20 protein-coding genes are annotated in these 24987 nt (G+C 35.1%); 17 read left to right on the top strand and 3 right to left on the bottom strand.

The features are described from left to right. Positions 1-623 precede the first annotated feature (623 nt). The 15 genes from ilvD (at position 624) to argH (ending at position 18650) form a co-directional block, all read left to right on the top strand. Entirely contained in the window at positions 624-2300 is a 1677-nt protein-coding gene (gene ilvD, locus DK441_RS03395) for a dihydroxy-acid dehydratase (RefSeq protein ID WP_109097484.1), read from the top strand. A 178-nt stretch (positions 2301-2478) separates the two neighbouring features. Beyond that, a complete protein-coding gene (gene ilvB, locus DK441_RS03390; RefSeq protein WP_109097483.1) occupies positions 2479-4212 on the top strand; it encodes a biosynthetic-type acetolactate synthase large subunit in 1734 nt (577 codons plus the stop codon). Between the two features lie 83 nt (positions 4213-4295). After that, positions 4296-4829, top strand: coding sequence for an acetolactate synthase small subunit (gene ilvN / locus DK441_RS03385; protein ID WP_074409252.1), 534 nt, complete (start codon positions 4296-4298; stop codon positions 4827-4829). Between the two features lie 178 nt (positions 4830-5007). Beyond that, positions 5008-6483, top strand: a complete 1476-nt coding sequence (ilvC, locus tag DK441_RS03380) for a ketol-acid reductoisomerase (RefSeq protein ID WP_109097482.1) — start codon at positions 5008-5010, stop codon at positions 6481-6483. 182 nt (positions 6484-6665) lie between these two features. Beyond that, positions 6666-7934 carry a threonine ammonia-lyase IlvA gene (ilvA, locus tag DK441_RS03375; protein WP_109097481.1) on the top strand — a complete coding sequence of 423 codons (1269 nt, stop codon included), beginning with the start codon at positions 6666-6668 and terminating at the stop codon, positions 7932-7934. Positions 7935-8113: 179 nt separating this feature from the next. After that, positions 8114-8668 carry a hypothetical protein gene (locus tag DK441_RS03370; RefSeq protein WP_109097480.1) on the top strand — a complete coding sequence of 185 codons (555 nt, stop codon included), beginning with the start codon at positions 8114-8116 and terminating at the stop codon, positions 8666-8668. 609 nt (positions 8669-9277) lie between these two features. After that, positions 9278-9919: a GNAT family N-acetyltransferase gene (locus DK441_RS03365; protein ID WP_109097479.1), complete on the top strand. Its 642-nt coding sequence runs from the start codon at positions 9278-9280 to the stop codon at positions 9917-9919. Beyond that, positions 9907-11097 (top strand): argininosuccinate synthase, encoded by a 1191-nt coding sequence (locus DK441_RS03360; RefSeq protein WP_109097478.1) that lies wholly within the window; start codon positions 9907-9909, stop codon positions 11095-11097. Before DK441_RS03365 ends, DK441_RS03360 begins: the two co-directional genes overlap by 13 nt. Next, entirely contained in the window at positions 11094-12071 is a 978-nt protein-coding gene (argC, locus tag DK441_RS03355; protein WP_109097477.1) for an N-acetyl-gamma-glutamyl-phosphate reductase, read from the top strand. The genes DK441_RS03360 and argC overlap by 4 nt, the downstream gene beginning before the upstream one ends. A gap of 41 nt (positions 12072-12112) precedes the next feature. Continuing rightward, complete coding sequence (gene proC, locus DK441_RS03350; RefSeq protein WP_109097476.1) at positions 12113-12907, top strand: pyrroline-5-carboxylate reductase; 795 nt, start codon at positions 12113-12115, stop codon at positions 12905-12907. Between the two features lie 280 nt (positions 12908-13187). After that, the gene (locus DK441_RS03345; protein ID WP_109097475.1) at positions 13188-14330 is read left to right on the top strand and encodes an aspartate aminotransferase family protein; all 1143 of its coding nucleotides are present in this window, start codon (positions 13188-13190) and stop codon (positions 14328-14330) included. A gap of 9 nt (positions 14331-14339) precedes the next feature. Beyond that, positions 14340-15287, top strand: a complete 948-nt coding sequence (locus DK441_RS03340; protein WP_109097474.1) for an N-acetylornithine carbamoyltransferase — start codon at positions 14340-14342, stop codon at positions 15285-15287. Between the two features lie 4 nt (positions 15288-15291). Next, a complete protein-coding gene (argB, locus tag DK441_RS03335) occupies positions 15292-16083 on the top strand; it encodes an acetylglutamate kinase (protein ID WP_109097652.1) in 792 nt (263 codons plus the stop codon). A gap of 87 nt (positions 16084-16170) precedes the next feature. After that, entirely contained in the window at positions 16171-17331 is a 1161-nt protein-coding gene (locus tag DK441_RS03330) for a M20 family metallo-hydrolase (protein WP_109097473.1), read from the top strand. A 41-nt stretch (positions 17332-17372) separates the two neighbouring features. Further along, the gene (gene argH, locus DK441_RS03325; RefSeq protein ID WP_109097472.1) at positions 17373-18650 is read left to right on the top strand and encodes an argininosuccinate lyase; all 1278 of its coding nucleotides are present in this window, start codon (positions 17373-17375) and stop codon (positions 18648-18650) included. A 433-nt stretch (positions 18651-19083) separates the two neighbouring features. Here argH and DK441_RS03320 read toward each other — a convergent pair whose 3' ends face one another. Together DK441_RS03320 and DK441_RS03315 are read right to left on the bottom strand one after the other, a co-directional pair. Next, the gene (locus DK441_RS03320; protein WP_074409240.1) at positions 19084-19305 is read right to left on the bottom strand and encodes a hypothetical protein; all 222 of its coding nucleotides are present in this window, start codon (positions 19303-19305) and stop codon (positions 19084-19086) included. A 114-nt stretch (positions 19306-19419) separates the two neighbouring features. Beyond that, complete coding sequence (locus DK441_RS03315; protein ID WP_109097471.1) at positions 19420-19776, bottom strand: hypothetical protein; 357 nt, start codon at positions 19774-19776, stop codon at positions 19420-19422. Between the two features lie 459 nt (positions 19777-20235). Between DK441_RS03315 and DK441_RS03310 the strand changes: the two genes are divergently transcribed. Then, entirely contained in the window at positions 20236-20574 is a 339-nt protein-coding gene (locus tag DK441_RS03310) for a GIY-YIG nuclease family protein (RefSeq protein WP_109097470.1), read from the top strand. A gap of 68 nt (positions 20575-20642) precedes the next feature. Continuing rightward, complete coding sequence (locus DK441_RS03305) at positions 20643-24230, top strand: CHAT domain-containing protein (RefSeq protein WP_109097469.1); 3588 nt, start codon at positions 20643-20645, stop codon at positions 24228-24230. A gap of 26 nt (positions 24231-24256) precedes the next feature. Here the strand turns inward: DK441_RS03305 and DK441_RS03300 are convergent, their stop codons facing one another. Then, positions 24257-24640: a GIY-YIG nuclease family protein gene (locus DK441_RS03300; RefSeq protein WP_109097468.1), complete on the bottom strand. Its 384-nt coding sequence runs from the start codon at positions 24638-24640 to the stop codon at positions 24257-24259. Positions 24641-24987: the final 347 nt, after the last annotated feature.

The raw sequence follows: 24987 nt of genomic DNA, 5'->3' as shown, positions 1-24987 counted from the left end.
GAGTTTATTTAAAAAACTAATTTAGTATTTGTATTTCAAAAAAATATTTTCCTATATTTGACCACATAAATGAATACTAGAAACATAAATATTAATACAGTCATTATTATTGAGGTGATTATTTCACCTCGATAAGGGATGTATTAATACTATACTATAAGATATTAAAATCCCTTTACTCGAGTAAAGGGATTTTTTTATATAAAAGATTTAAGATTATAATCTAAAATAAAGTATATACAATAGAAATGAGAATATTTAGCAACATAATTAGTAATGTCATTGTCATTATTGTGATTATTTCACCATGATGAAGGGACATTATTGTATATAAATAAATACAGACTCCCTTCAGAAATGAAGGGAGTTTTTTTTGATGTATAAAGAATATTTAAATAAAATTATCAAATAGTGATTGTAAATTATAAAAACATAAAATACTGTAAATCAACTGTTAGTGTGTGTAAAAAGGCTATTGGATATTGTAAGGATATTGAATAATGTACACATGTTTAGCTACAACAAAATAATTTTATACTGTGGTTTATTCAATCTAATGCATACATCATAGGGTAAAAGTTAAAATTTTAAATAATTCGTAAAAACTGATATTCAAAAAAGAAATGAGCATCAATAAGTATAGTAAACAAGTCACTCAAGATGACACGCAACCTGCCGCACAGGCAATGCTTCACGCAATTGGTTTAACCGATGAGGATTTTAATAAACCATTAGTCGGAATCGCCAGTACAGGTTATGAAGGGAACCCATGTAACATGCACCTTAATGATCTTGCTAAATTGGTAAAACAAGGAACAGTAGAAGAAGATGTCGTCGGGCTCATATTTAATACTATTGGAGTAAGCGATGGGATTTCTATGGGAACACCAGGAATGCGTTTTTCATTACCATCTCGTGATGTAATTGCAGATTCGATGGAGACTGTGGTACAGGCAATGTCTTATGATGGTATGGTAACTGTTGTTGGTTGCGATAAAAATATGCCAGGGGCATTAATGGCAATGCTTCGATTAGACCGCCCTTCGATTTTAGTTTATGGAGGAACCATAGCATCTGGATGTCATGAAGGTAAAAAATTGGATGTAGTTTCTGCTTTTGAAGCCTGGGGAGAAAAAGTAGCCGGTACAATATCCCAATCAGAATATAAAAGTGTCATAGAAAAAGCATGTCCGGGAGCAGGAGCTTGTGGAGGAATGTATACTGCTAATACTATGGCCTCGGCAATCGAAGCATTAGGAATGTCATTACCCTATAATTCTTCGAATCCTGCAATAAGTAAACATAAAGAGGAAGAAAGTATCCAGGCAGGTCGCGCTATGCGAACATTATTAGAAAAGGATATCAAACCTAAAGATATAGTAACCAAAAAATCACTCGAAAATGCAATACGATTAGTTACTGTACTTGGGGGTTCTACGAATGCCGTATTACACTTTTTGGCAATTGCCAGGGCTGCAGATGTAGAGTTCACATTAGCAGATTTTCAGAGAATTAGTGATGAAACTCCGTTTTTGGCAGACCTTAAACCAAGCGGAAAATACCTGATGGAAGATGTGCATGAAGTTGGAGGAATTCCTGCGGTATTAAAATACCTTTTAAAGAAAGGATTACTACACGGAGATTGTTTAACCGTTACCGGAAAAACAATTGCAGAAAATCTATTAGACGTTCCTGATCTTGCAGAAGGACAGGATGTTATCAAGCCTTTAGAGAATCCAATTAAATCAACAGGACACCTTAGAATCATGTTTGGTAACCTATCTGAAGATGGATGTGTTGCAAAAATCACAGGTAAAGAAGGATTGCGTTTTCAAGGAAAAGCCAAAGTTTTTGATGGAGAGTATGATGCTAATGATGGTATTAGAGATGGAAAAGTAGAAAAAGGAGATGTAGTCGTCATAAGGTATGAAGGACCAAAAGGAGGACCAGGAATGCCAGAAATGTTGAAGCCTACTGCTGCTATTATGGGAGCTGGTTTAGGTAAAGACGTAGCCTTAATTACAGATGGAAGATTTTCTGGAGGAACACATGGATTTGTTGTTGGACATATCACACCTGAAGCACAAGAAGGAGGTTTGATTGCTTTAGTACAAGATGGAGATGTTATTACTATTGATGCAGAGACCAATTCGATTACTGTAGATATTAGTGAAGCTGAGATCGAAAAAAGAAAAGCTTCCTGGGTTCAACCCGCATTAAAGTTCAAGAAAGGAGTGCTGTACAAATACGCACATACAGTATCCTCTGCATCACAGGGATGTGTAACCGATGAATTCTAAAAATACTCCAATGCGAAGCATTGGTTTCAAATAAATTGTCATTCCAGCGAAGGCTGGAATCTAAAAAAGTACAGCATTTGATGCTGATTAAACGATAAATTATCATTCTGATGAAGATCAGGATCTAAAAAAGTCTAGACTCTAGTTTCTAAAAGTCTAGCCTCTAAAATAAGAGTGTATGGAAACACAAACGCAAACGTTAAAAAAAGAAACCAAAATATCAACAAAACGTATGACTGGTGCAGAGGCAGTAATTCGATGTCTGTTGGCAGAAGGAGTAGATTTAATTTATGGATATCCCGGCGGAGCCATAATGCCGGTCTATGATGAACTATACAAATATAGAGATCAATTGCATCATGTATTAACCAGACATGAACAAGGAGCAACCCATGCAGCACAGGGATATGCAAGAACAAGCGGCAAAGTTGGAGTCGCTATTGCTACTTCTGGACCTGGAGCTACTAATTTTGTAACGGGAATCGCAGATGCACAAATAGACTCTACACCTATGGTATGTATTACAGGCCAGGTTGGATCACACTTGCTGGGATCTGATGCGTTTCAGGAAACTGATATTATAGGAATCTCTACACCAATCACAAAATGGAATCATCAGGTTACCAAGGCCGAAGATATTCCTGCTGTATTAGCTAAAGCTTTTTATATTGCTCGCTCTGGTCGACCAGGCCCTGTATTAATAGATATTACAAAAGACGCACAGTTTGGCGAATTAGACTTTGCGTATGAGAAATGTAAAGGTGTACGTAGTTATAAACCTGTACCCGAAACAGATCTAAAAAGTTTGGAACAGGCAGCAAAACTGATAAACAAAGCAAAAAAACCGATGATTGTCTTTGGCCAGGGAGTAATCCTTGGAGAAGCAGAAGAAGAGTTGAAAAATTTTATAGAGAAATCAGGAATCCCATCTGCATGGACTATTTTAGGACTTTCTGCACTCCCAACATCACACCCATTAAATGTAGGAATGGTTGGTATGCATGGTAACTACGGACCAAATAAGCTGACCAACGAATGTGATTTATTACTGGCAATCGGAATGCGTTTTGATGATAGAGTTACGGGTAATTTAGAAACCTATGCCAAGCAGGCCAAAATCATACATTTTGAGATTGATCCGGCAGAGATAAATAAAAATGTAAAAGTAGATGTTGCAGTAATGGGTAATGTGAAAAATACATTAGCACAGATACTTTCGATGGTGCAATCAAATTCTCATGATTCATGGGTACAGGAGTTTAGAGATTATGATGCAATAGAATATGATAAAGTTATCAAAGAAGAATTGTATCCTAGTAATGAAGGCTTATCTATGGGTGAAGTGCTTAGAAGAATTAATGAAGAAACCAAAGGAGATGCAGTGATTGTATCTGATGTAGGACAGCACCAAATGATGGCTTGTAGATATGCCGAGTTTAATAAGTCTAAGAGTAATATTACTTCTGGAGGTTTAGGTACAATGGGATTTGCATTACCCGCAGCGATCGGTGCAAAAATGGGAGTCCCGGATAGAGAAGTAGTAGCGATTATAGGAGACGGTGGATACCAGATGACAATACAGGAGTTGGGTACAATTTTCCAAACCAAAGTACCAGTAAAGATCGTAGTGCTAAACAATGATTTCCTGGGAATGGTACGCCAATGGCAACAACTATTTTTTGATAAACGATATGCTTCTACAGAGATGGTAAATCCAGATTTTGTAAAAATAGCAGAAGGGTATAATATCAAATCTACCAGAGTTACCAAAAGAGAGAATTTACAAGAAGCAATCGCAGAGATGATAGCATCAAAAGAAGCATATTTTTTAGAAGTATGTGTTGAAAAAGAAAATAATGTGTTTCCGATGATTCCTACAGGAGCATCAGTTTCGGATATAAGATTAGAATAATAGAATTTTTGTTATTCTGGCACTTCGTCTACACTTAGTATAGACTTTGGCTAGAATCTATGCAATGATACAATATACTAGTAATGAAAAAAGAAAATTATACCATATCAGTATATACTGAAAATAATATAGGGTTGTTGAACAGGATTTCGGCAATATTTTTAAGACGTCATATCAATCTTGAAAGTTTTACAGCTTCGGTATCAGAGATTAAGGATGTATTTCGTTTTACAATCGTGGTGAACATAACTGAAGAACAGGTAAAAAAGATTATTGGGCAGATTGAAAAACAAATAGAAGTGATTAAAGCTTTTTATCATAAAGATGATGAGACTATTTATCAGGAAACGGCTTTGTTTAAAATCGCTTCAAAACTGTTATTCGAGGAACGTAAAATCCAGAATGTAATCAAGGACAGTAATGCTAATATTGTTACCGTAACTCCAGAGTTTTTTGTATTAGAAAAGACAGGACGACGAAGAGATGTTGAAGCTTTGTATGATCAATTAGAACCTTATGGTTTAATGCAATTTGTGCGTTCTGGAAGAATTTCAATAACAAAAGAAAAGCTGCATATTTCTAAAATATTAGAAAATTTTGGAATGGAAGCTGTGTAAGGGATAGTAGTGACATCCTTTTTGGTTGTCTCCTTAATAACTTAGGATGACAAACAAAAAGATATATCGAATAGCCCGGCCCTGAATTTAATTCAGGGATACACCATAAAAATCGAAACAACTAAAAATAAAATTAAATCAAATTTCCTAACGGAAATCACAACAAATTAAGAAAGAAATGGCAAATTACTTTAATACGCTATCATTAAGAGATCAACTAACACAACTAGGAAAATGCAGATTTATGGATGCTGAAGAGTTTTCGGCAGGTGTAGATGCATTAAAAGGGAAAAAAATGGTTATCGTAGGGTGTGGAGCCCAGGGACTTAACCAGGGGTTAAACATGAGAGACTCTGGTTTGGATATTTCGTATGCGCTTCGTGAAGCAGCGATCAAAGAAAAAAGACAATCTTTCAAAAATGCATCTGACAATGGATTCAATGTAGGGACTTATGAAGAATTGATTCCTAATGCAGATGTGGTTATTAATTTGACACCAGATAAACAACATACTCAAGTGGTAACTACAGTAATGCCACTAATGAAAAAAGGAGCAACTTTATCATACTCACACGGATTTAATATTGTAGAAGAAGGTATGGAAGTGAGAGATGATCTTACTGTGATTATGGTAGCACCAAAATGTCCGGGATCAGAAGTAAGAGAAGAGTATAAAAGAGGGTTTGGAGTACCTACATTAATAGCGGTACATCCAGAAAATGACCCTCAGGGACATGGTTTAGATCAGGCAAAAGCATACGCAGCAGGAACAGGTGGTCATAGGGCAGGAGTGTTAGAATCTTCTTTTGTAGCCGAAGTAAAATCAGATCTTATGGGAGAGCAGACCATTCTATGTGGATTACTGCAAACCGGGTCTATTTTATGTTTTGACAAAATGATAGAAAAAGGAATCGATGCAGGATACGCTTCTAAATTAATCCAATACGGTTGGGAAACCATTACCGAAGGGATGAAGTATGGAGGGATCACAAATATGATGGATCGATTATCAAATTTATCAAAGATTAAAGCATTCGAACTGTCTGAAGAATTAAAGAGTATCATGCGTCCGTTGTTTAGAAAACATATGGATGATATCATGCAAGGGCATTTTTCTAAAACGATGATGGAAGACTGGGCTAATGATGATAAGAATTTATTATCGTGGAGAGCAGCAACAGGAGAGACGGCATTCGAGAAAACTCCTGCAGGAGATATTGAAATTTCTGAACAAGAATTCTATGATAATGGTGTGTTAATGGTAGCTATGGTAAGAGCTGGTGTTGAACTGGCTTTTGAAGCAATGACAGATTCTGGAATTATTGAAGAGTCTGCATATTACGAATCGTTACACGAAACACCGCTTATTGCCAATACGATTGCACGTAAGAAATTGTTTGAAATGAATCGTGTGATCTCTGACACTGCAGAATACGGTTGTTATTTATTTGATCATGCTTGTAAGCCTTTACTAGCAGATTTTATGAAAAAAATAGATACCGATGTTATCGGAAAAGCATACGATGCAGGAAAAGAGAATGGAGTAGATAATGCTAAGCTAATAGAAGTAAATGCAATTATAAGAAATCACCCTATAGAAGTTGTTGGCTCTCGATTAAGAGCATCGATGACAGCAATGAAGCCTATAGTATAATACATTTAATTTTGTCAGGCCAGGTCTGTTAGAGTTTTGAGATGTGTATTGTGTAACCTTTGATAGATCTGAGCCGGCAAGAATACCCCAGTTTAACTTTGAAATCGTGCAAAAGAAACTATTTATTAGTGCTATTTCAAAGTTAAAATGGATAATATAAAAGACCAGCGTAAACTTAAATTATGAGTACCATAACCACCACAACCTATTTCCCTGAATTAGAGGATATCCAAAAGGCAGCTTCAACGATAAAAGAAGTGGCTATGGTTACTCCTCTTATGAATAGTATTCGGTATTCTCGCAGATACGACACTAATATTTTATTGAAACGAGAAGATCTTCAACGTGTTCGTTCGTATAAGATAAGAGGTGCTTTTAATAAAATAAGTTCACTTACCAAAGAAGAACTAAAAAAGGGAGTTGTTTGTGCCAGTGCAGGTAATCATGCGCAAGGAGTGGCATTTGCCTGCCATCATTTGGGGATAGAAGGTACAGTTTATATGCCTTCGGTAACCCCAAAACAAAAGGTGGCACAGACGCAAATGTTTGGTGGTGATCATGTAAAAATTGTTCTCGAAGGCGATACATTTGATGATTCGTATAAAGCAGCGATGGAAACCTGTACTTCTGAAGGAAAAACCTTTGTGCATCCCTTTGAGGATCCAAAAACTATAGAAGGACAAGGAACAATAGGGCTTGAGATTTTTAAGCAGACCGATGTACCTATTGATTACATTTTTGTAGCTATTGGTGGCGGTGGTTTGGCCTCGGGATTATGTGGAGCAATGAAAGCCTTATCGCCAAAAACAAAAATTATTGGTGTCGAACCAGAAGGAGCACCTTCTATGTTATCATCTATCCAAAATAATAAGAATACAGAGATTTTTAATATTGATAAGTTTATCGATGGTGCAGCAGTTCAGAAAGTAGGAGATCTTAACTTTGATATTTGTAAAGAATACCTCTCTGATATGTATACAGTTCCCGAAGGATTGGTATGCCAGACTATTTTAGATTTATACAATAGAGATGCTATTGTAGTCGAACCGGCAGGAGCATTAACCTTGGCAGCTCTAGAGTTTTATAAAGATAAGATCAAAGGTAAAAATGTAGTATGTATTGTAAGTGGTAGTAATAATGATATTACCCGTACTGCAGAGATTAAAGAAAGAGCTTTGCTATATGCAGATTTAAAACACTATTTCATTGTTCGTTTTCCGCAACGAGCAGGCGCATTAAAACAATTTGTAGGAGAAGTGCTAGGTCCAAATGATGATATCACTCATTTTGAATATTCGAAAAAATCTAGTAGAGAAAATGGTCCCGCAGTGGTTGGGATTGAACTAAAAGATAAGAAAGATCTGGAACCTTTGGTCTCCAGGATGAAGGCTCTTAATTTCTTTGGAGATTACCTTAATGATAAACCCGATCTTTTTCAGTTTTTGATATGATTTGATCAAAGTAGCATTGCGTAGTATTACCTATCCTTAATCATCAAGTTTTTGGTGACCTTCAACAGCTTTGTTGTCAATAGGTTATAGTTTTTCCTAGCTTTTTTTGATAAAAATGCGCAATATTTGGCTCTTTATCGATATATTCACGCACTTAAACGATAAAAACTAAATCTATTATGAAAAAACTTTTACTTTTTGCTGTAGTTGCTTTATTAGGATTAACAACAAATGCGCAGGTTAAACTTGGTTTTGGGGTTGGTTATGCTATTCCTTCTGGAGATATTGCCGATATTACAGATGGAGGGTTTTCTGGGCACCTTGAACTGGGATACGGAATAACAGAAGATATTGATGTTTCTGTTTTTGTGCATGGAGATTTTTTAACCGGGGCAGATGCGGGTCTATTATCTTACGATACTGTTGCTTTTGGGAGTTATATGGTAAATGGACGTTACTACTTTAAAAAAGAAGGATTTAGACCTTATGGTAGTCTTGCTATAGGAATTACTGATATCGCACAGATCGAGGCAGCAACAAACGGAACAAGAGTTGCAGCCACGGCAAGAACTTCTAATTTTTCGTTTCGCCCGGCACTTGGTTTTAAATATGGTATTCTTAATGTTAATGCCGCTTATCTAAATGCAGGAGAAATAGGAGAAGGTGATGGAAAGGCTACAGTAAGTGATTTTGCATTTAATGTAGGGCTTTTGTTTACTTTTGGAGGAAAATAAAAACAACTCAAGATAAAAATTTAAAAAAGGCGATCTGAAAAGATCGTCTTTTTTGTTAGAGATTCACAATATAGAATATCAATTTAACAGTCAAAACTTTAGATTTTTATAAAAATGATAAAAGTTAATCAGTTTTACGACTTATTTGTTTCCCGTATTAATTTTTTACGTAATATTGTACCATCTAGTTAACGAAAGGGGCTACGGCCGACGATTTAGAGTTACTATTATGAAAACGGTAAATTACATATCTACAGAGAGTAAAGTTCAATATTTGAACAATTTTGGTAATACATTTATTCCCACACGCCGCTTTCGTCGCCCCTTGGGGGTCTAATATTCTTTTGAAGTAGGTGCGTCCTACTTCCCCTAGAGACATCGAATCCATTTTAGAAAAACTGAATTTTTAGATAGTTGTGTACATAACCTATTTAAAGTATTTAGTAAGAATTCTTATCACGCCAAATAACGGGATATGATTCACATACCAACCTGGATTCAGAAAAATCAACACTAATTTTAATAGTTATATCATTTACATTTTGAATTCGATATAGCGAATTCAAAATGTAAATGATATAACGCTTCTTTAATAAGCGGGATTCGTTTATGGAAAAAGTAAAAATAATAATTGCTAACGAAAATCATTTTCGTCATGCAAAGGAAATATGCGAAGTAATATCTGACTCTGCCAAAGTAAGAGGAACCGGTATAGCTAAGCGTACTCCAGAGTATATACAAACAAAGATGCAAAACAGGAATGCAGTTATTGCTATATCCGGCAATCAATTTGCAGGGTTTTGTTATATCGAAATCTGGGGTCATGAAAAACATGTAGCACATTCTGGTTTAATCGTACATCCTAATTTTAGAAATCAAGGTCTGGCAAAAAAAATCAAAGAATTTACATTCAATTATTCTTTGAAGAAATACCCAATGGCCAAAGTATTTGGTATCACAACAGGATTAGCTGTAATGAAAATCAATTCTGATTTGGGATATAAACCCGTTACATTCTCCGAATTAACAGATGATCCTAAGTTTTGGGCAGGGTGCAAAACATGTACAAATTATGATATTCTAACTTCCAAAGAGCATAAAATGTGCTTGTGTACCGGCATGCTATACGACCCTTTAAAAGAAGTAAAGAAAAAAGAAAAGTGGTACGATAAAAAAGTACTAAAACGATTAAAAAATATTAAACAAACGATGCTTGCAAGCAATAAACAATTGTTGTTATGGAAAAAGTAGTATTAGCATACAGCGGAGGACTGGATACCTCATATTGTGTAAAATATCTTATTCACGAAAAAAAACTGGATGTACATACCATTTTGGTAAATACAGGTGGTTTTTCTGAAAAGGAGTTAAAGGAGACAGAAAAAAGAGCATATGAGTTGGGAAGCTCATCTCATGTAAATAAAACTATTCTAAACGAGTTTTATGATAAAGCGATTAAGTATCTGATTTATGGTAATGTATTAAAAAATAATACGTACCCACTTTCTGTAAGTGCAGAACGAATTTTTCAGGCTATAGAGGTGATTAAATATGCTAAAAAAGTAGGAGCAAAGTATATTGCACACGGAAGCACAGGAGCAGGAAACGACCAGATAAGATTTGATGTGATTTTTCAAACATTAGCGCCGGAGATCGAAATTATTACTCCGATTAGAGATTTAAAACTGTCTCGTCAGGCCGAAGTAGAATATCTGGAAAAACACGAGGTGTACTACAGCTGGGAAAAGGCACAGTACTCAATCAATAAAGGTATTTGGGGAACCAGTGTAGGAGGAAAAGAAACCCTTTCTTCGCATAGTGCATTACCAGATACGGCATACCCAAGTCAACTTCAAAAAGAAAATGAAGAAGTTATCACCTTAAATTTCGAAAAAGGAGAACTTGTAGGATTAGATGGAGTTAAGGATATCCCGGTGAATACCATTCAGAAGCTGGAAGAACTCGCCAGTGCTTTTGCCATTGGTAGGGATACCCATGTAGGAGATACAATTATTGGTATTAAAGGGAGAGTTGGTTTTGAAGCAGCCGCACCAATGGTAATCATTAAAGCTCACCACCTTTTAGAAAAACACGTTTTAACCAAGTGGCAACAATATTGGAAAGAGCAACTAGCTAACTGGTATGGTATGTTGTTACATGAAGGAAACTATCTGGATCCGGTAATGAGAAATATAGAAGTGTTTATGGAAGACTCTCAAAAATCAGTAACAGGAGACGTAAAAGTAAAATTGAAACCCTATCACTTTACGCTGGAAGGAATCGAATCAGATTTCGATATGATGAAATCAGACTTCGGGCAGTATGGTGAGATGAATAATTCCTGGACATCTGATGATGCTAAAGGTTTTATAAAAATCTACGGTAATGCTAATAAGATATATCATAATGTAAACCCAAGTGAGTCATGATACAAGTAGGAATAATAGGAGGATCTGGATATACAGCAGGAGAACTCTTAAGGTTATTGGTACATCACCCAGAAGTAAAACTGGATTTTGTGTACAGCACAACAAATGCAGGTGTACCAATTCATAAACAACATCCAGATTTAATAGGAGAAATAGATCTTAAGTTCACAGATACCATAAACCCAAATGTAGATGTATTGTTTTTGTGCCTGGGGCATGGTAGGTCAAGATCGTTTTTAGAAACCAATACGTTTTCAAAAATGACCAAAGTAATTGATTTGGGAAATGATTTTAGATTAAACGATGATCAGGAATTTCTGGGAAGAGATTTTGTATATGGTTTGCCAGAGTTAGAAAAAGAAAAGATTAGGTCAGCAAAAAATATTGCAAATCCGGGATGTTTCGCTACTGCCATTCAGTTAGGGTTATTACCATTAGCTTTTGCAGGAAAACTTAAGAATACTGTACATATTAATGCTACAACAGGAAGTACAGGAGCTGGTGTAATGCCAGGAGGAACCACTCATTTTAGCTGGAGAGATAATAATTTTTCTAGTTATAAAGTATTCTCACATCAGCACCTTGGAGAGATAAAACAAAGCCTTAAAAAGGAGCAACATGATTTTGAAGCCCCGGTTTTCTTTATTCCTAATAGAGGAAATTTTAGTAAAGGAATTTATGCCACCATGTATACAAAATATGAAGGTAGCGAAGAAGAAGCAAAAGAACTGTATACAGCTTATTATAAAAAGGCTGAGTTTACGGTGGTTTCTGATGAGGAAATTCATTTAAAACAAGTAGTAAACACGAATAAATGTATACTACACATTAGTAAGAAAAATGGAATGTTACTCATCACATCTGTAATCGATAACTTAATCAAAGGAGCATCCGGACAAGCTATTCATAATATGAATTTAATGTTGGGATTAAAAGAAAAAACAGGATTAGAATTAAAAGCAAGTGCGTTTTAGTAAAAGAATTTCATATAGAAATAAACGTATAAAAAAATAATATGAACACAATAACAATTATAGGAGGAGGAAACTTAGGTAAATCAATAATTTCTGGATTGGTCAATAGTGATTTGTTTGAAGCTACTGATATTACAGTAGTAGATAAATCAAAATATAACCTAAAAGAAGTTGAAGAAAAACTAGGGGTATCTACCTCACAACATATAGTAGACTCTATAAAAAATGCAAAATGGGTAATTCTTTGCGTACAACCAAGACAGTTGGATGCTGTTTTACAGGAAATAAAAAATACAGTAACAACAGAGCAAATATTGATTTCTACAGTAACAGGCACATCCATTGCCGAAATCAATGCAGTAGTTCCTAATAATAAAGTAGTACGGGTAATGCCAAATACAGGAGCTGCCAAAAAACTATCGATGACCTGTATTGCAGCTAATGAGGATGTAAAAGAAGAATTAGCTATAGTACAAAAGATGTTTGATACCATTGGTAAAACGCTAGTTATAGAAGAACGCCTAATGCAAGCCGCTACGGTTTTAGGAGCTAGCGGAATAGCATTTTTTCTTAGATTTTTAAGAGCTATGATACAAGGAGGGATTCAAATGGGATTTCATCCACATGAAGCCCAAATCATTGCTGTACAAACCGCCATAGGAGCTGCAACATTGGTAGCAGAGAATGGAACTCATCCCGAACGCGAAATCGATAAGGTAACAACACCTCAGGGATGTACCATAGAAGGTCTAAATGAGATGGAGCACCAAGGGTTAAGCTCATCGGTAATAAAAGGAGTGATGGCTTCTTATGAAAAAATAAACACAATTAAATAGTTGATCGTTTTTGGTTGTTAGTTGATGCGTATGTACTGGTAACGAATAATGAATACTAAATAATAGAAAATGTAAAAGCACAAAGTATGAAACCTGAAACCGATGTCTGTTCGAGTGCCATGCCTTAGCATGGTGTATCGAGAACCAATATAAGTAGTTATTATCAAAACAACCTGAAGTTAATTTTAGATAGAAAAACTAGAAGTGAAATAAAAAATATTGAATGTCGAAAAATAGGAAATGAATATTTAATATAGAAAAACAACCAACAATTATTACTATGAAATTATTTGACGTATATCCTTTATATGATGTAGAGCCTGTAAAAGCTTATGATGCTACCGTTGTGGATAAAAATGGAACAGAATATCTGGATATGTACGGAGGGCATGCGGTGATTTCAATTGGCCATTCGCATCCTCACTATGTGCAAAACATAAAAGAACAGGTAGAGAAAATAGGCTTTTATTCTAATGCTGTTCAAAATAACTTACAAACGAAATTAGCAAAAAAACTGGGAGCATTATCGGGATATGACGACTATCAATTGTTTTTATGTAACTCTGGAGCCGAAGCCAATGAAAATGCATTAAAACTAGCTTCTTTTTATACAGGGAAATCAAGTGTGGTAGCATTTCATAATGGTTTTCATGGGCGAACATCTGCCGCAGTAGCTGCTACAGATAATGCTAAAATCAATGCACCATTAAATACTCAGCAAAACGTCACTTTTTTGCCGTTAAACCAAATTGAGCTCGTAAGAACTGAATTAGAAAAAGGTGACGTGTGTGCTGTGATTATAGAGCCTATACAAGGAGTAGGAGGGCTAGATGAAGGCACGACTCCTTTTTTTATAACCTTAGAAACCATATGTCATGAGTTTGGTGTTGTTTTAATAGCAGATGAAGTGCAATCGGGTTACGGCAGGAGCGGTAATTTTTTTGCACATCAATATCATGAGATTACACCAGATATTATTTCTATAGCAAAAGGTATGGGTAACGGTTTTCCGATAGGAGGCATATTAATTGCCCCGCATATTAAACCTGATTATGGAATGTTGGGGACCACTTTTGGAGGTAATCACCTGGCTTGCGTTGCAGCATTATCAGTTCTTGAAGTGATTGAAGCCGAACACCTTATTGATAATGCAAGAATAACAGGAGCATATTTTGCTTCTAAAGCACATCAAATTCCTGGAGTACAAAAAGTGAAAGGAAAAGGGTTAATGCTAGGATTAGAGTTTGATTTTGAGGTTAGTGAACTTAGAAAAAGACTCATCTATGAAGAACATATTTTTACAGGAGGAGCAATGAATAAAAAGCTATTGCGAATTCTTCCTCCATTAACTATTGGGAAAAAGCAGATAGATCAATTTATAGAAGCATTACAAAGTGTATTGGTAGAAAAACCAATGATTTAAGAGATAAGAATGAACAACTACTTTTCAATACAGAATATAGACTCTTTACCCGGTTGGGTAGAGGAAGCAATTGCAATAAAGAAAAACCCTTTATCCCATAAGGCTTTGGGTAAAGATAAAACGATAGGATTGTTATTTTTTAATCCAAGTCTTCGTACCCGTTTGAGTACCCAGAAAGCAGCCTTAAACCTGGGAATGAATGTTATGGTCATGAACTTTACAGGAGAAGGCTGGTCGCTCGAGTATGGAGACGGAACCATAATGGACCAAGGGAATTCTGAACATATAAGAGAAGCTGCTCAGGTAGTTTCTCAATATTGTGATGTACTTGCAGTACGCGCTTTTGCAAAATTAGAAGATAGAGATGATGACTATAGCGAGAAAGTACTTCATGGATTTATAAACCATGCTTCGATACCGGTTATCAATATGGAAAGCGCGACCAGACATCCATTACAAGCGTTAACAGATGCTATAACAATTTTTGAATATAAAAAAACAGATAAGCCAAAGGTTGTACTATCATGGGCACCGCATCCAAAAGCCTTACCACAGGCAGTTGCTAATTCTTTTGTAGAGATGATGCAACGTATGGACGCAGATTTTGTAATTACCCATCCTGTGGGATTTGAGTTAGCCAGTCAGATTACTAAACAGGTGCCCATTGATTACAACCAGGAAAATGCATTAAAAGATGCCGATTTTGTGTATGTCAAAAACTGGAGTGCCTATCAAGAGTACGGTAAAATCATAGATAATGATCTTTCCTGGAAAATTACAAACAAAAAAATGAGGCTAACCAATGATGCAAAATTTATGCATTGCTTACCTGTACGAAGAAATGTAGTTGTGGATGATGCAGTACTGGATAGTAAAAATTCTATTGTTATCGAACAGGCAAATAATAGGACATATGCTGCACAATTGGTTTTAAAGAAAATACTTGAAAAATCTTAATGTGATGAGAGAACATGTGAAAAATAGATTGTTGGTAGCCAAGATTGGCGGAAATATAATAGAAGATCCAGAAGCATTGACTTCTTTCTTAGAAGATTTTTCTAAAGTAGAAGGCCCAAAGGTTTTGGTTCATGGCGGAGGAAAATCTGCTACTCGACTTGCAGCTCAGTTAGGAGTAAAGACCGAGATGATCGATGGTCGAAGAATTACTTCTGCAGAGAACCTGAATATCGTTGTAATGACTTATGCCGGGCTATTAAATAAAACCATTGTTGCAGGTTTACAGCACCGCCATTGTAATGCCCTGGGATTAACAGGGGCAGATGCCAATGTAATTATGGCAAAGAAAAGACCTGTGCAATTTGTTGATTATGGATATGTTGGTGATGTTGTTAAGGTAAATGGCGATATCATAAAAGCGTTTTTGAATCAGGGAATTACACCAGTTTTTTGCGCCATTACCCATGATAGCCAAGGGCAATTGTTTAATACGAATGCAGATACAATAGCTTCAGAAATAGCTTCTGAAATGAGTGCTGATTATGAGGTGTCGTTATTTTATTGTTTCGAATTAAAAGGAGTTCTTGAAAATATAGAGGATAAAGATTCTGTAATCGAACATATTGATTTAGAAAAATATATAGCATTAAGAGAAGCAGAAGTGATCACAGAAGGAATGCTTCCAAAGCTTCAGAATTGCTTTGATGCCTTACAAAAAAAAGTAAGTACGGTACATATTGCAAATGCAGATTTTATAAAGGATAATACAACTAAACATACGACCTTAAGCCTATGAGTACTATAACATTTTAGGAGGTGAGTAATGTAGAGGATAGAAAATAACAGACTTAACGATGTAGTAAATAGTTTTAAAAACTAGAAAATGGAAAAGTTAAAGAATACTAAAAATAAATTACAAATAGATAACAACGATGATCAAGTACTTGATGAATCACATACTCAGTTACTCTCCAACTCAAAAACTAAAGAGTTAACACGTGAAGCGATTGAGCTTTTACATCATTTAATAGAAACACCATCGTTTTCATCAGAAGAGGAAAAAACAGCGCAATTGATCGAGAATTGGTTCATTCAAAATGATATTCCTTTTGAGAGGGAGAATAATAATATATGGGCATACAATACGTATTTTGACGAATCTAAACCTACTATTTTATTAAACTCCCATCATGATACGGTAAAACCAAATGGAAACTATACGAATGATCCTTTTAAAGCTTTTGTAGAAGAAGGGAAACTGTTTGGCCTGGGAAGTAATGACGCGGGCGGTTGCCTGGTTGCCTTACTAACTACATTTACTTATTTCTACAATAGAGAAGGATTACACTACAATTTTGTGATTGTTGCTTCTGCAGAAGAAGAGAGTAGTGGTCCTTTAGGACTAAAAAGTGTATTAAAATATCTTAAGAATGTAGCATTTGGCATTGTAGGAGAACCAACACTAATGCAATTGGCTGTTGCAGAAAAAGGCTTATTGGTATTAGATATATCGGTAAAAGGAACAGCTAGTCATGCTGCTCACCCTAATGAAGATAACGCAATTTATAATGCTTTGCAGGTGATAGAGTGGTTTAAAACATATGAATTTAAAAAAATATCAGAAAACCTGGGCAAAGTAAAAGCTACAGTGACACAGATCAATGCTGGGAAACAACACAATGTGGTACCGGCAAGTTGTGATCTGGTGGTAGATATACGAGTGAATGATAGTTATACAAATAAAGAGGTTCTGGATATTGTAAAACAACACATGCCTCAATATGTTGAGGTTGCACCCAGATCTTTGGATTTAGGATCTTCGTCAATTGCTGTAGATCATCCTATTGTAAAATCGGGAATTGCACTAGGAAGAAGTACGTATGGATCACCAACCTTATCGGATCAATCGGTATTGAGTTGCCCTTCATTAAAACTGGGGCCGGGAGATTCGACCAGATCACATTCTGCAAATGAATTTATTTATGTAGATGAGGTGAAAGAAGGAATTGAACTGTATATCAAAATTTTAGAAGGTATAGTATAAATAATGAAGTAGTTAAAATCACTTCAACAAAAGAATAATTAATGAAACTTTGGGATAAAGGATTACCAACAGATCAAAAAATAGATAGGTTTACCGTAGGTAATGACAGGCAATTGGATATGGTAATTGCCAGGTATGATGTGCAGGCAACACTGGTTCATGCTAAGATGCTGCATAAGATTAATTTACTTTCTGACAAAGAAATTTCTGAAATTGAAAAAGAATTGAATATATTGGGGCGGGAAATAGAAAAAGGAGTTTTTGTGATAGAAGACCAGTTCGAGGATATACATTCTAAAATTGAGTTTGAATTAACTCAACGAATAGGAGATGCAGGTAAGCGAATACATACTGCCAGGTCACGTAATGACCAGGTATTGGTGGCGATGCACCTGTATATGAAAGAAGAACTACTTCAAATTAAATCTCTTGTTAACGAATTATCTCAGAATTTACTTACCCTTGCAGAAACGTATAAGGATGTGTTACTTCCTGGGTATACCCATATGCAGATAGCAATGCCATCCTCATTTGGACTTTGGTTTTCTGCCTATGCAGAAAGCTTTATTGATGATCTGTATTTTGTAAATGCTGCTTTAAAAGTTGTGGATCAAAACCCATTGGGAAGTGCTGCCGGGTATGGTAGTTCATTTCCGATAGATAGAGAGTTTACCACAAGAGAATTAGGTTTTGAAACCCTTAAGTATAATGTAGTTGCTGCACAGATGAGTAGAGGGAAATCAGAAAAATCTACTGCTTTTGCGATGAGTAGTGTAGCTGCTACTTTATCTAAACTCGCAATGGATGTGTGTTTGTATATGAGTCAGAATTTTGATTTTATGAGTATTCCATCAGAATTTACTACAGGATCCAGTATTATGCCACATAAGAAAAATCCAGACGTCTTTGAGTTAATAAGAGGGAAATGTAATAAAATTCAGGCACTGCCTTACGAATTAAATTTGCTAATCAATAATTTACCTAGTGGTTACCACAGGGATTTACAATTGCTTAAAGAAGGAATTGTACCCGCTATTCAGGATTTAAAAGCATCTCTTGAGATGACTATGTATGCACTTAAGAATATAAAGGTGAACAAAAATATTTTGGATGATGATAAGTATGATTACCTGTTTAGTGTAGATACATTAAATGAATTAGTAATGCAGGGCATGTCTTTTAGAGATGCCTATGTAAAGATTGGATTAGATATTGAGAAGGGATGTTATACTCCCGAAAAGAATACAAAACATAGCCATAGTGGTAGTATTAATAATTTATGTCTTAACAAGATAAAAAAGAAATTAGAGGAAGTTTGAGGGAACAACACTTTCTGAAAAACAGATGAATTATGTTAGAATACAAGCTACTCTATAGGATTAGTTTGTAGTTCTTAAATAAAAAATTGAAAATGTTAATAAAAAGGCATATCTTAATGATATGGAAGAAAAGCTGAAGTATATTTAATTGAGTGTAAGTTGAGTTAGTTTGATTTTTTCGCTTCAGCCTAGACCCCCAGAGGAGTTGTTAACCACTGGGGGTTGTTTTTTTATGATTAGCGATATAGTATGCCTTAGAATTAGTACGAGAGGAAGATGATGTAATAGGGATAGTAAGATGGCATATCAAAAAAACTCCACATCAAAAATGCAGAGTAATTTAGTGTTTTGGAAAGAAATTCGGGTTGAAATAACTAAAACAATACGAAGAAGACTTTAGATTATTTCATTATAAATAGCATATAGCTATGAGTTATGCTATATGTGCTTCACACGAAATCCATTCTTCGTCCCCATTAGAGTCTTCAGATACTCCACAATCCATCATTACAGACCCTTCTGGATAATATTGTACAAATGTGCAATTATTAACCTGCTCTGCAGTACATTGATCTCTTCTGCCTCCACCTATTAATAGTAGCTCTTCTCGGGATAAAACTTTGAATTTTTTAAATGCTTCTAAAGAATTTTTCATGAGTACATAATTTATATTGATTAATGTATGTACTAAAATACAGTATTAACCAAAGCATAACAAGATAATAAATGTTATAGTTTACTTATTAATGATAAAAAAAATAGATAATTATTACGAAATCAAGGCTTTTAGATCATTGATTACATTGATGTTGTGCCTAAGATTGGCATAAAGGATAAACAAAATAATGATGGCAACGATAAACCCTAACAAGATCCCATTATTTCTACTCGACAATTTTTTAGAAGTCTTAAGATACGCCTTAGAAATCTTCTTTGCATAATTGGTCACCAGGGCAAAAGCAGGTGCAAAAATTAAAACGATAACCAGCATATCTATTATCACCAGGAGATATCCCTGTTGATCGATATGTTTCTTTACATATTTTAAGATATACTCATTGATTAATGCAGCAGATAAGACAGCTACGGTGTAGATAGCATATTTAGTAGTTTGTCGATTACTCATAGTAGGGCAACTATTCTTTATTTAATACGATTAATTGTGGCGGTTAAGGTAAAATCTAAAATTTAATATTCAAAATAAAGATTGTTTTTTGATAAAGAGTAATCGGGTAATACAGCATACGAATTAAATAGTTTTTTGAAAATAAGAACACTATACTACATGAGACCTCACAGGTTTTTAAAACCTGTGAGGTCTACCTTACTACTATTATTTTACTAACAGATCGTGTATTTAAGTTTAACTGAGGAATCTAAATGGTAACATTTTTACGTTCTTTGTTATTAATATACTAAGGGATATATATTGAAGTTGTTATCCTGAGTATAATGTATTTCGACAGGCCTGTACTGAGCATATCGAAGAGAACATGACATTTTATAATATAGATAGCTACGTAAACGCCTGTCATCCTGAGCTTGTCGAAGGAAGATTGAGCTTAGGAAAAATAAAGTTTTAATAATGAAATACTATTATACATATATAGTCGAGTGTAGTGATGGTTCTTTTTATACCGGTATGACTAATGATTTAGAGCGAAGAATAAATGAGCATAATGCTGGTAATAAACCAGATAGTTATACCTATGATAAACGGCCAGTTGTTTTAAAATGGTTTGAAATATGCACTAACCCAAATGAAGCCATACAGATAGAAAAGCAAGTAAAAGGATGGAGCAGAAGAAAGAAAATAGCTTTAATTGAAGAAAATTGGGATAAATTGGTTGAATATTCTAAAAATTATACCCAGTTTGAAAATAATATTGATAAAAGTAATGGGTCTTCGACAGGCTCAGACTGACATTACGTTTTTAATTAATAATTGTCACCCTGAGCCTGTCGAAGGGTAAACATAACATATCAGAATAGATGACCATCACTATACAATCAATACCATACAAAAAAGCACTTCTTTACTGTGTAATTGGTATGTGTTTTTTATACACCACCCTTGGTTATACCCAAACGGTAACCGACACTACAGTTGCCTCACAACACTTTACCAAAGCAGATGTATTACTGGCAGAAAGAAAACTAGATAGTGCTGTAGTATATTTTAAAAAAGCCTTACCCATCTACCAAAAGGCCAACGCCTGGATGCGTGTTGCCCGATGTTATAATAAAATTGCTGAAAGCCAATGGCGAAATAAACAGTATGATATATCTTATAAAAATGCACAAAAAGCACTAGAAATAAGTAAGATATACTTACCGAAAGATAATAGAGAAAAAGCTTATGGTTATGATAATATGGGGAAATATTATGAAGCTAATAGTTCAGACTATAAAACTGCTTTAGAATATTATGAAAAAGGGTTGAAAATAAGATCAATAATTTACGAAAAAGATCATCCTGCTATTGCAAATTCATATTCTCAAATGGGAGATATATATTATCTGAAAAGTGATTTTATTGAAGCAATGAAGTATCAAGAGAAAGCTCTTGATATGCGAATTAAAGCTTTTGGCGAAAATCATCTTGCTATTACAAAATCTTATGAGCATATTGGGCATATATATTTTTTTCAGAGAGATTATGATACAGCTCTAAAATATTATAAAAAATCCTTAGTCATTAAGGAGGAAAAATTGGGATCAAATCATTTTAAAACTAGTATAGTTTATTTTAATATTGGTCTTACTTATTATAGAAAAGAAGAATCCGATAAAGCATTGTTATATCTCAATAAGGGACTGTTTATTCAAATTAATGATTCCAATAAATATAGTAAAGACTTAGCTAGATCTTTTAGAGTCATTGGAGATGTATATCGAAAAATAGGAGAGTATAATGACGCTCTTCTTTATTATGAAAAATACCTGTTTATTTTAACTAATCTTTATAAACAAGAGCATGTTACAGTGATTAGTGCTCTTAATCGAATTGGTCTATGCTATAAAAACAAAGGAGCGTATGATAAAGCGTTGTATTATTATAATCAAGCTATTAATATTGAAAAAAAATTGTCAAGACAAGACAAAAAAATGTACTTTTCGGTTTATAACAATATAGGTGTGGTATATAAATATAAAGGTGCCTATGATAAAGCCTTAGAATATTATAGAAAAGCACTTCAGACTACAGTCAAAAAAGAAGGAGATAATCGTATACATGCTGCACTTAACTATAATAATATTGGTAATATATACAGATTAAAGGGAAGTTATGATCAATCTCTGTTGTATTATAAAAAAGGATTAGATATACGAATAAAACTATTAGACCAAAACAATTCTCATATAGCAGATTCTTATAATGATATCGGGGAGTTGTATACCTTAAAAAAAGAGTATGATAAAGCATTACACCATACCAATAAAGCCTTAACAATCAGGATTGCTGTTTTTGGAGAAAACCATCCAGATGTAGCAGATTCTTATGAGAGTACTGGTAATATATATCATGCCAAAACAGATTATAATACAGCTTTAGAACAGTATCAAAAAGCCTTAACCATACGACAAAGTGTATTTGGTAAGCATCACCCCAAGGTTGCACAATCCTATACTAAAATAGCAAAAGTATATGCTACACAAAAAGAGTTTGCTAGCAGTTTAGCACATTATGATAAGTCTATAGTGGCAAATACTAAGCTTAATGCAAAAAATAAGGTAACTTTTGCCCCAGATCACTACTTAAACTTAGATGTTTTATTAACTTCTTTATTAGGTAAAGCCAAAATCCATACTGCTTTGTATACAAAAAGTAACAATATTAATGATCTTAATCAAGCTATACAGACGTATCGAAACGCAGATATTCTTATCAATACGATCAGACAAACCTATACCAACTACCAGGACAAGGTGCATTTTGCTAAAAAAGCAGCAGCAGTGTATCAGGGTGCCATAGCAGCACAATTACTAGTGTATAACATAGAAAAAGAGCAATCCTCTTTAGAACAAGCGTTTTACTATGCCGAGAAAAGTAAAGCCAATACCTTAAAAGAATTGCTTACCGATGCCAATGCCAAAACCTATACAGGGTTACCAGCAGATCTTGTGGCATTAGAAAAAGAACTAAGGATTGATAAAGCATTTTATCAATCTAAAATTACAGAGCTCTACAACGGGCTAAGGATGAGTAGCAAAGATTCTCTAAAAATAGCTCGATATGAAAATACACTATTTGACATTAGCAATAGGCAAGATTCACTAACAGCAGTGTTAGAGCAGAAGTATCCTAAATATTACCAGCTTAAACATGAAAATGCTATTGTTACGGTTCGTGATATTCAGCGTCATCTAAACGATAATACTGCAGTACTCGAGTTTTTTACTTCAGATCGTATTACCTATGCTTTTACGATTTCAAAAGAAAAGATTGCAGTACAAGAATTAGAGACTCCCAATCTTACGACTACTATAGAACAATTAAGAAAAGCAATAACTTCGCAAAACCTGGCAGCCTATAAAACAACGGCATATGCTTTATATAACCAATTAATGGCCCCGATTGCAAATACTCTTCGACAGGGTGACACGTTTGCAGGTGATGAATTGATTATCATTCCCGATGGGCCACTGTGGCATTTAAACTTTGAGTTATTGCTAACCCAAAAAGATGCAACAAATAACCCTGCAGACCTATCATATTTGCTTAAAGAATATGCCATTACCTATGCTAATGCTGCTAACTTGTTATTTACTAAAGATAAAAGTGAAGAACCCACACAACAACGGCAGGAGTGCCTGGCATTTTCATTTTCAGATAGTACGATAACGACCAATACAATGAGTTTGGCCACGCTAAGAAGTACCGGTATTGATCTTCCAGGGACGCGAAAAGAAATCAAAGCGATCTCTAATATTATCGATGGGCAATATTATTATGGATCACAAGCCATAGAATCTAATTTTAAGAAAAATGCAGGCCGGTATGCGATACTTCACCTGGCGTTGCACGGGGATGTAGACAATGAACGGCCAGAGAATTCAAGGCTTTATTTTACCAAAAGTAAAGATACGATAGAGGATAATTTGTTGTATAGTCACGAATTATTTGCTTTAGATATTCCGGCAGAACTTACTGTGCTTAGCGCTTGTTATACGGGTACCGGTAAGATTGCTAAGGGAGAAGGGATTATGAGTTTAGGTAGTGCTTTTCAATATGCGGGGACTAAAAGTTTGCTCTTAAGCAGTTGGGAAGTATCGGATCAAACCACCCCAGAGTTGATGCAATACTTCTATACCAATCTTAAAGCAGGGATGAATAAGGCAAAAGCACTACAACAGGCCAAATTGCACTACCTGGCAACGGCAAATATCAATCGTACGCAACCGTTTTATTGGGGAGGATTTTACCTGGTAGGAGATTCGTCACCAATTGCTTTTGAAAGCAACACCCTGTGGTATTGGGTAACATTGGTATTACTAGTATTGATAGGAGTAGGTTTGTTTTGGTATAGGAGAAGGGTAAAGAATGTGATCACTTCGACTTCGCTCAGTGATCGTTGACTTCGCTCAGTGATCGTTGACTTCGCTCAGTGATCGTTATGTTTGTTATCATTAGAGGACTGAGTCCTTCGGCTTAGCTCAGGAAACACGGAGTCGAAGTCCGGTGCTCTATACACAGAATAATGCGTTTCATTTTTACATTTTGCCAGATTATGTAAGTCTTCCAAATCCCCTCTTATAAGTGCTTTTTTCTTAGCTTTGGACCAGCCTTGCACCTGTTTTTCTCTATAGAAAGCAGTGTCAATACGATTATATTGTTCGTAATAGAGTAATTTTACCGGTAATCGTTTTTTGGTGTGGTTTGAACCTTCTCCATTTTGATGTTGCTGTATTCTTCTTTCCAAATATTTTGTACTACCGGTATAGTAACTCCCATCACTACATTCTAAAATATACATATAACCTTTCATATCAAGCGTTCTTTTATAGTATTAATTCACAATATTATGGGGTAAGAGTTTCATTTTTTGAAACAGGTGAGTTATATATACCATAAATTTACCGACTTGGATAAGTAGGCGGCGCTTCTTTCATATGGTAACCCCTTTCCTAACAGACTATTTACCGATCATCGGGACATAAATAGTAATCCTCGCAATACGAATACCTTTCCGCGCACTCCTTTTATCGGTCATCGGTATAAGTATATCGATCATCGCAATAAGGATACCCTTCCCCGCATTCTTTTTATCGACCAGCGGTATGCCGGCACCTTCCCCCGCAAGGGGAAACCAATCCCCGCAATAGGATATGGCTC

It is taken from the genome of Aquimarina sp. AU58, from assembly GCF_900312745.1.
GTDB lineage: Bacteria > Bacteroidota > Bacteroidia > Flavobacteriales > Flavobacteriaceae > Aquimarina > Aquimarina spinulae.
The sequence above is the reverse complement of the archived record's forward strand: the minus strand, read 5'-3'. Positions and strand labels throughout refer to the sequence as shown.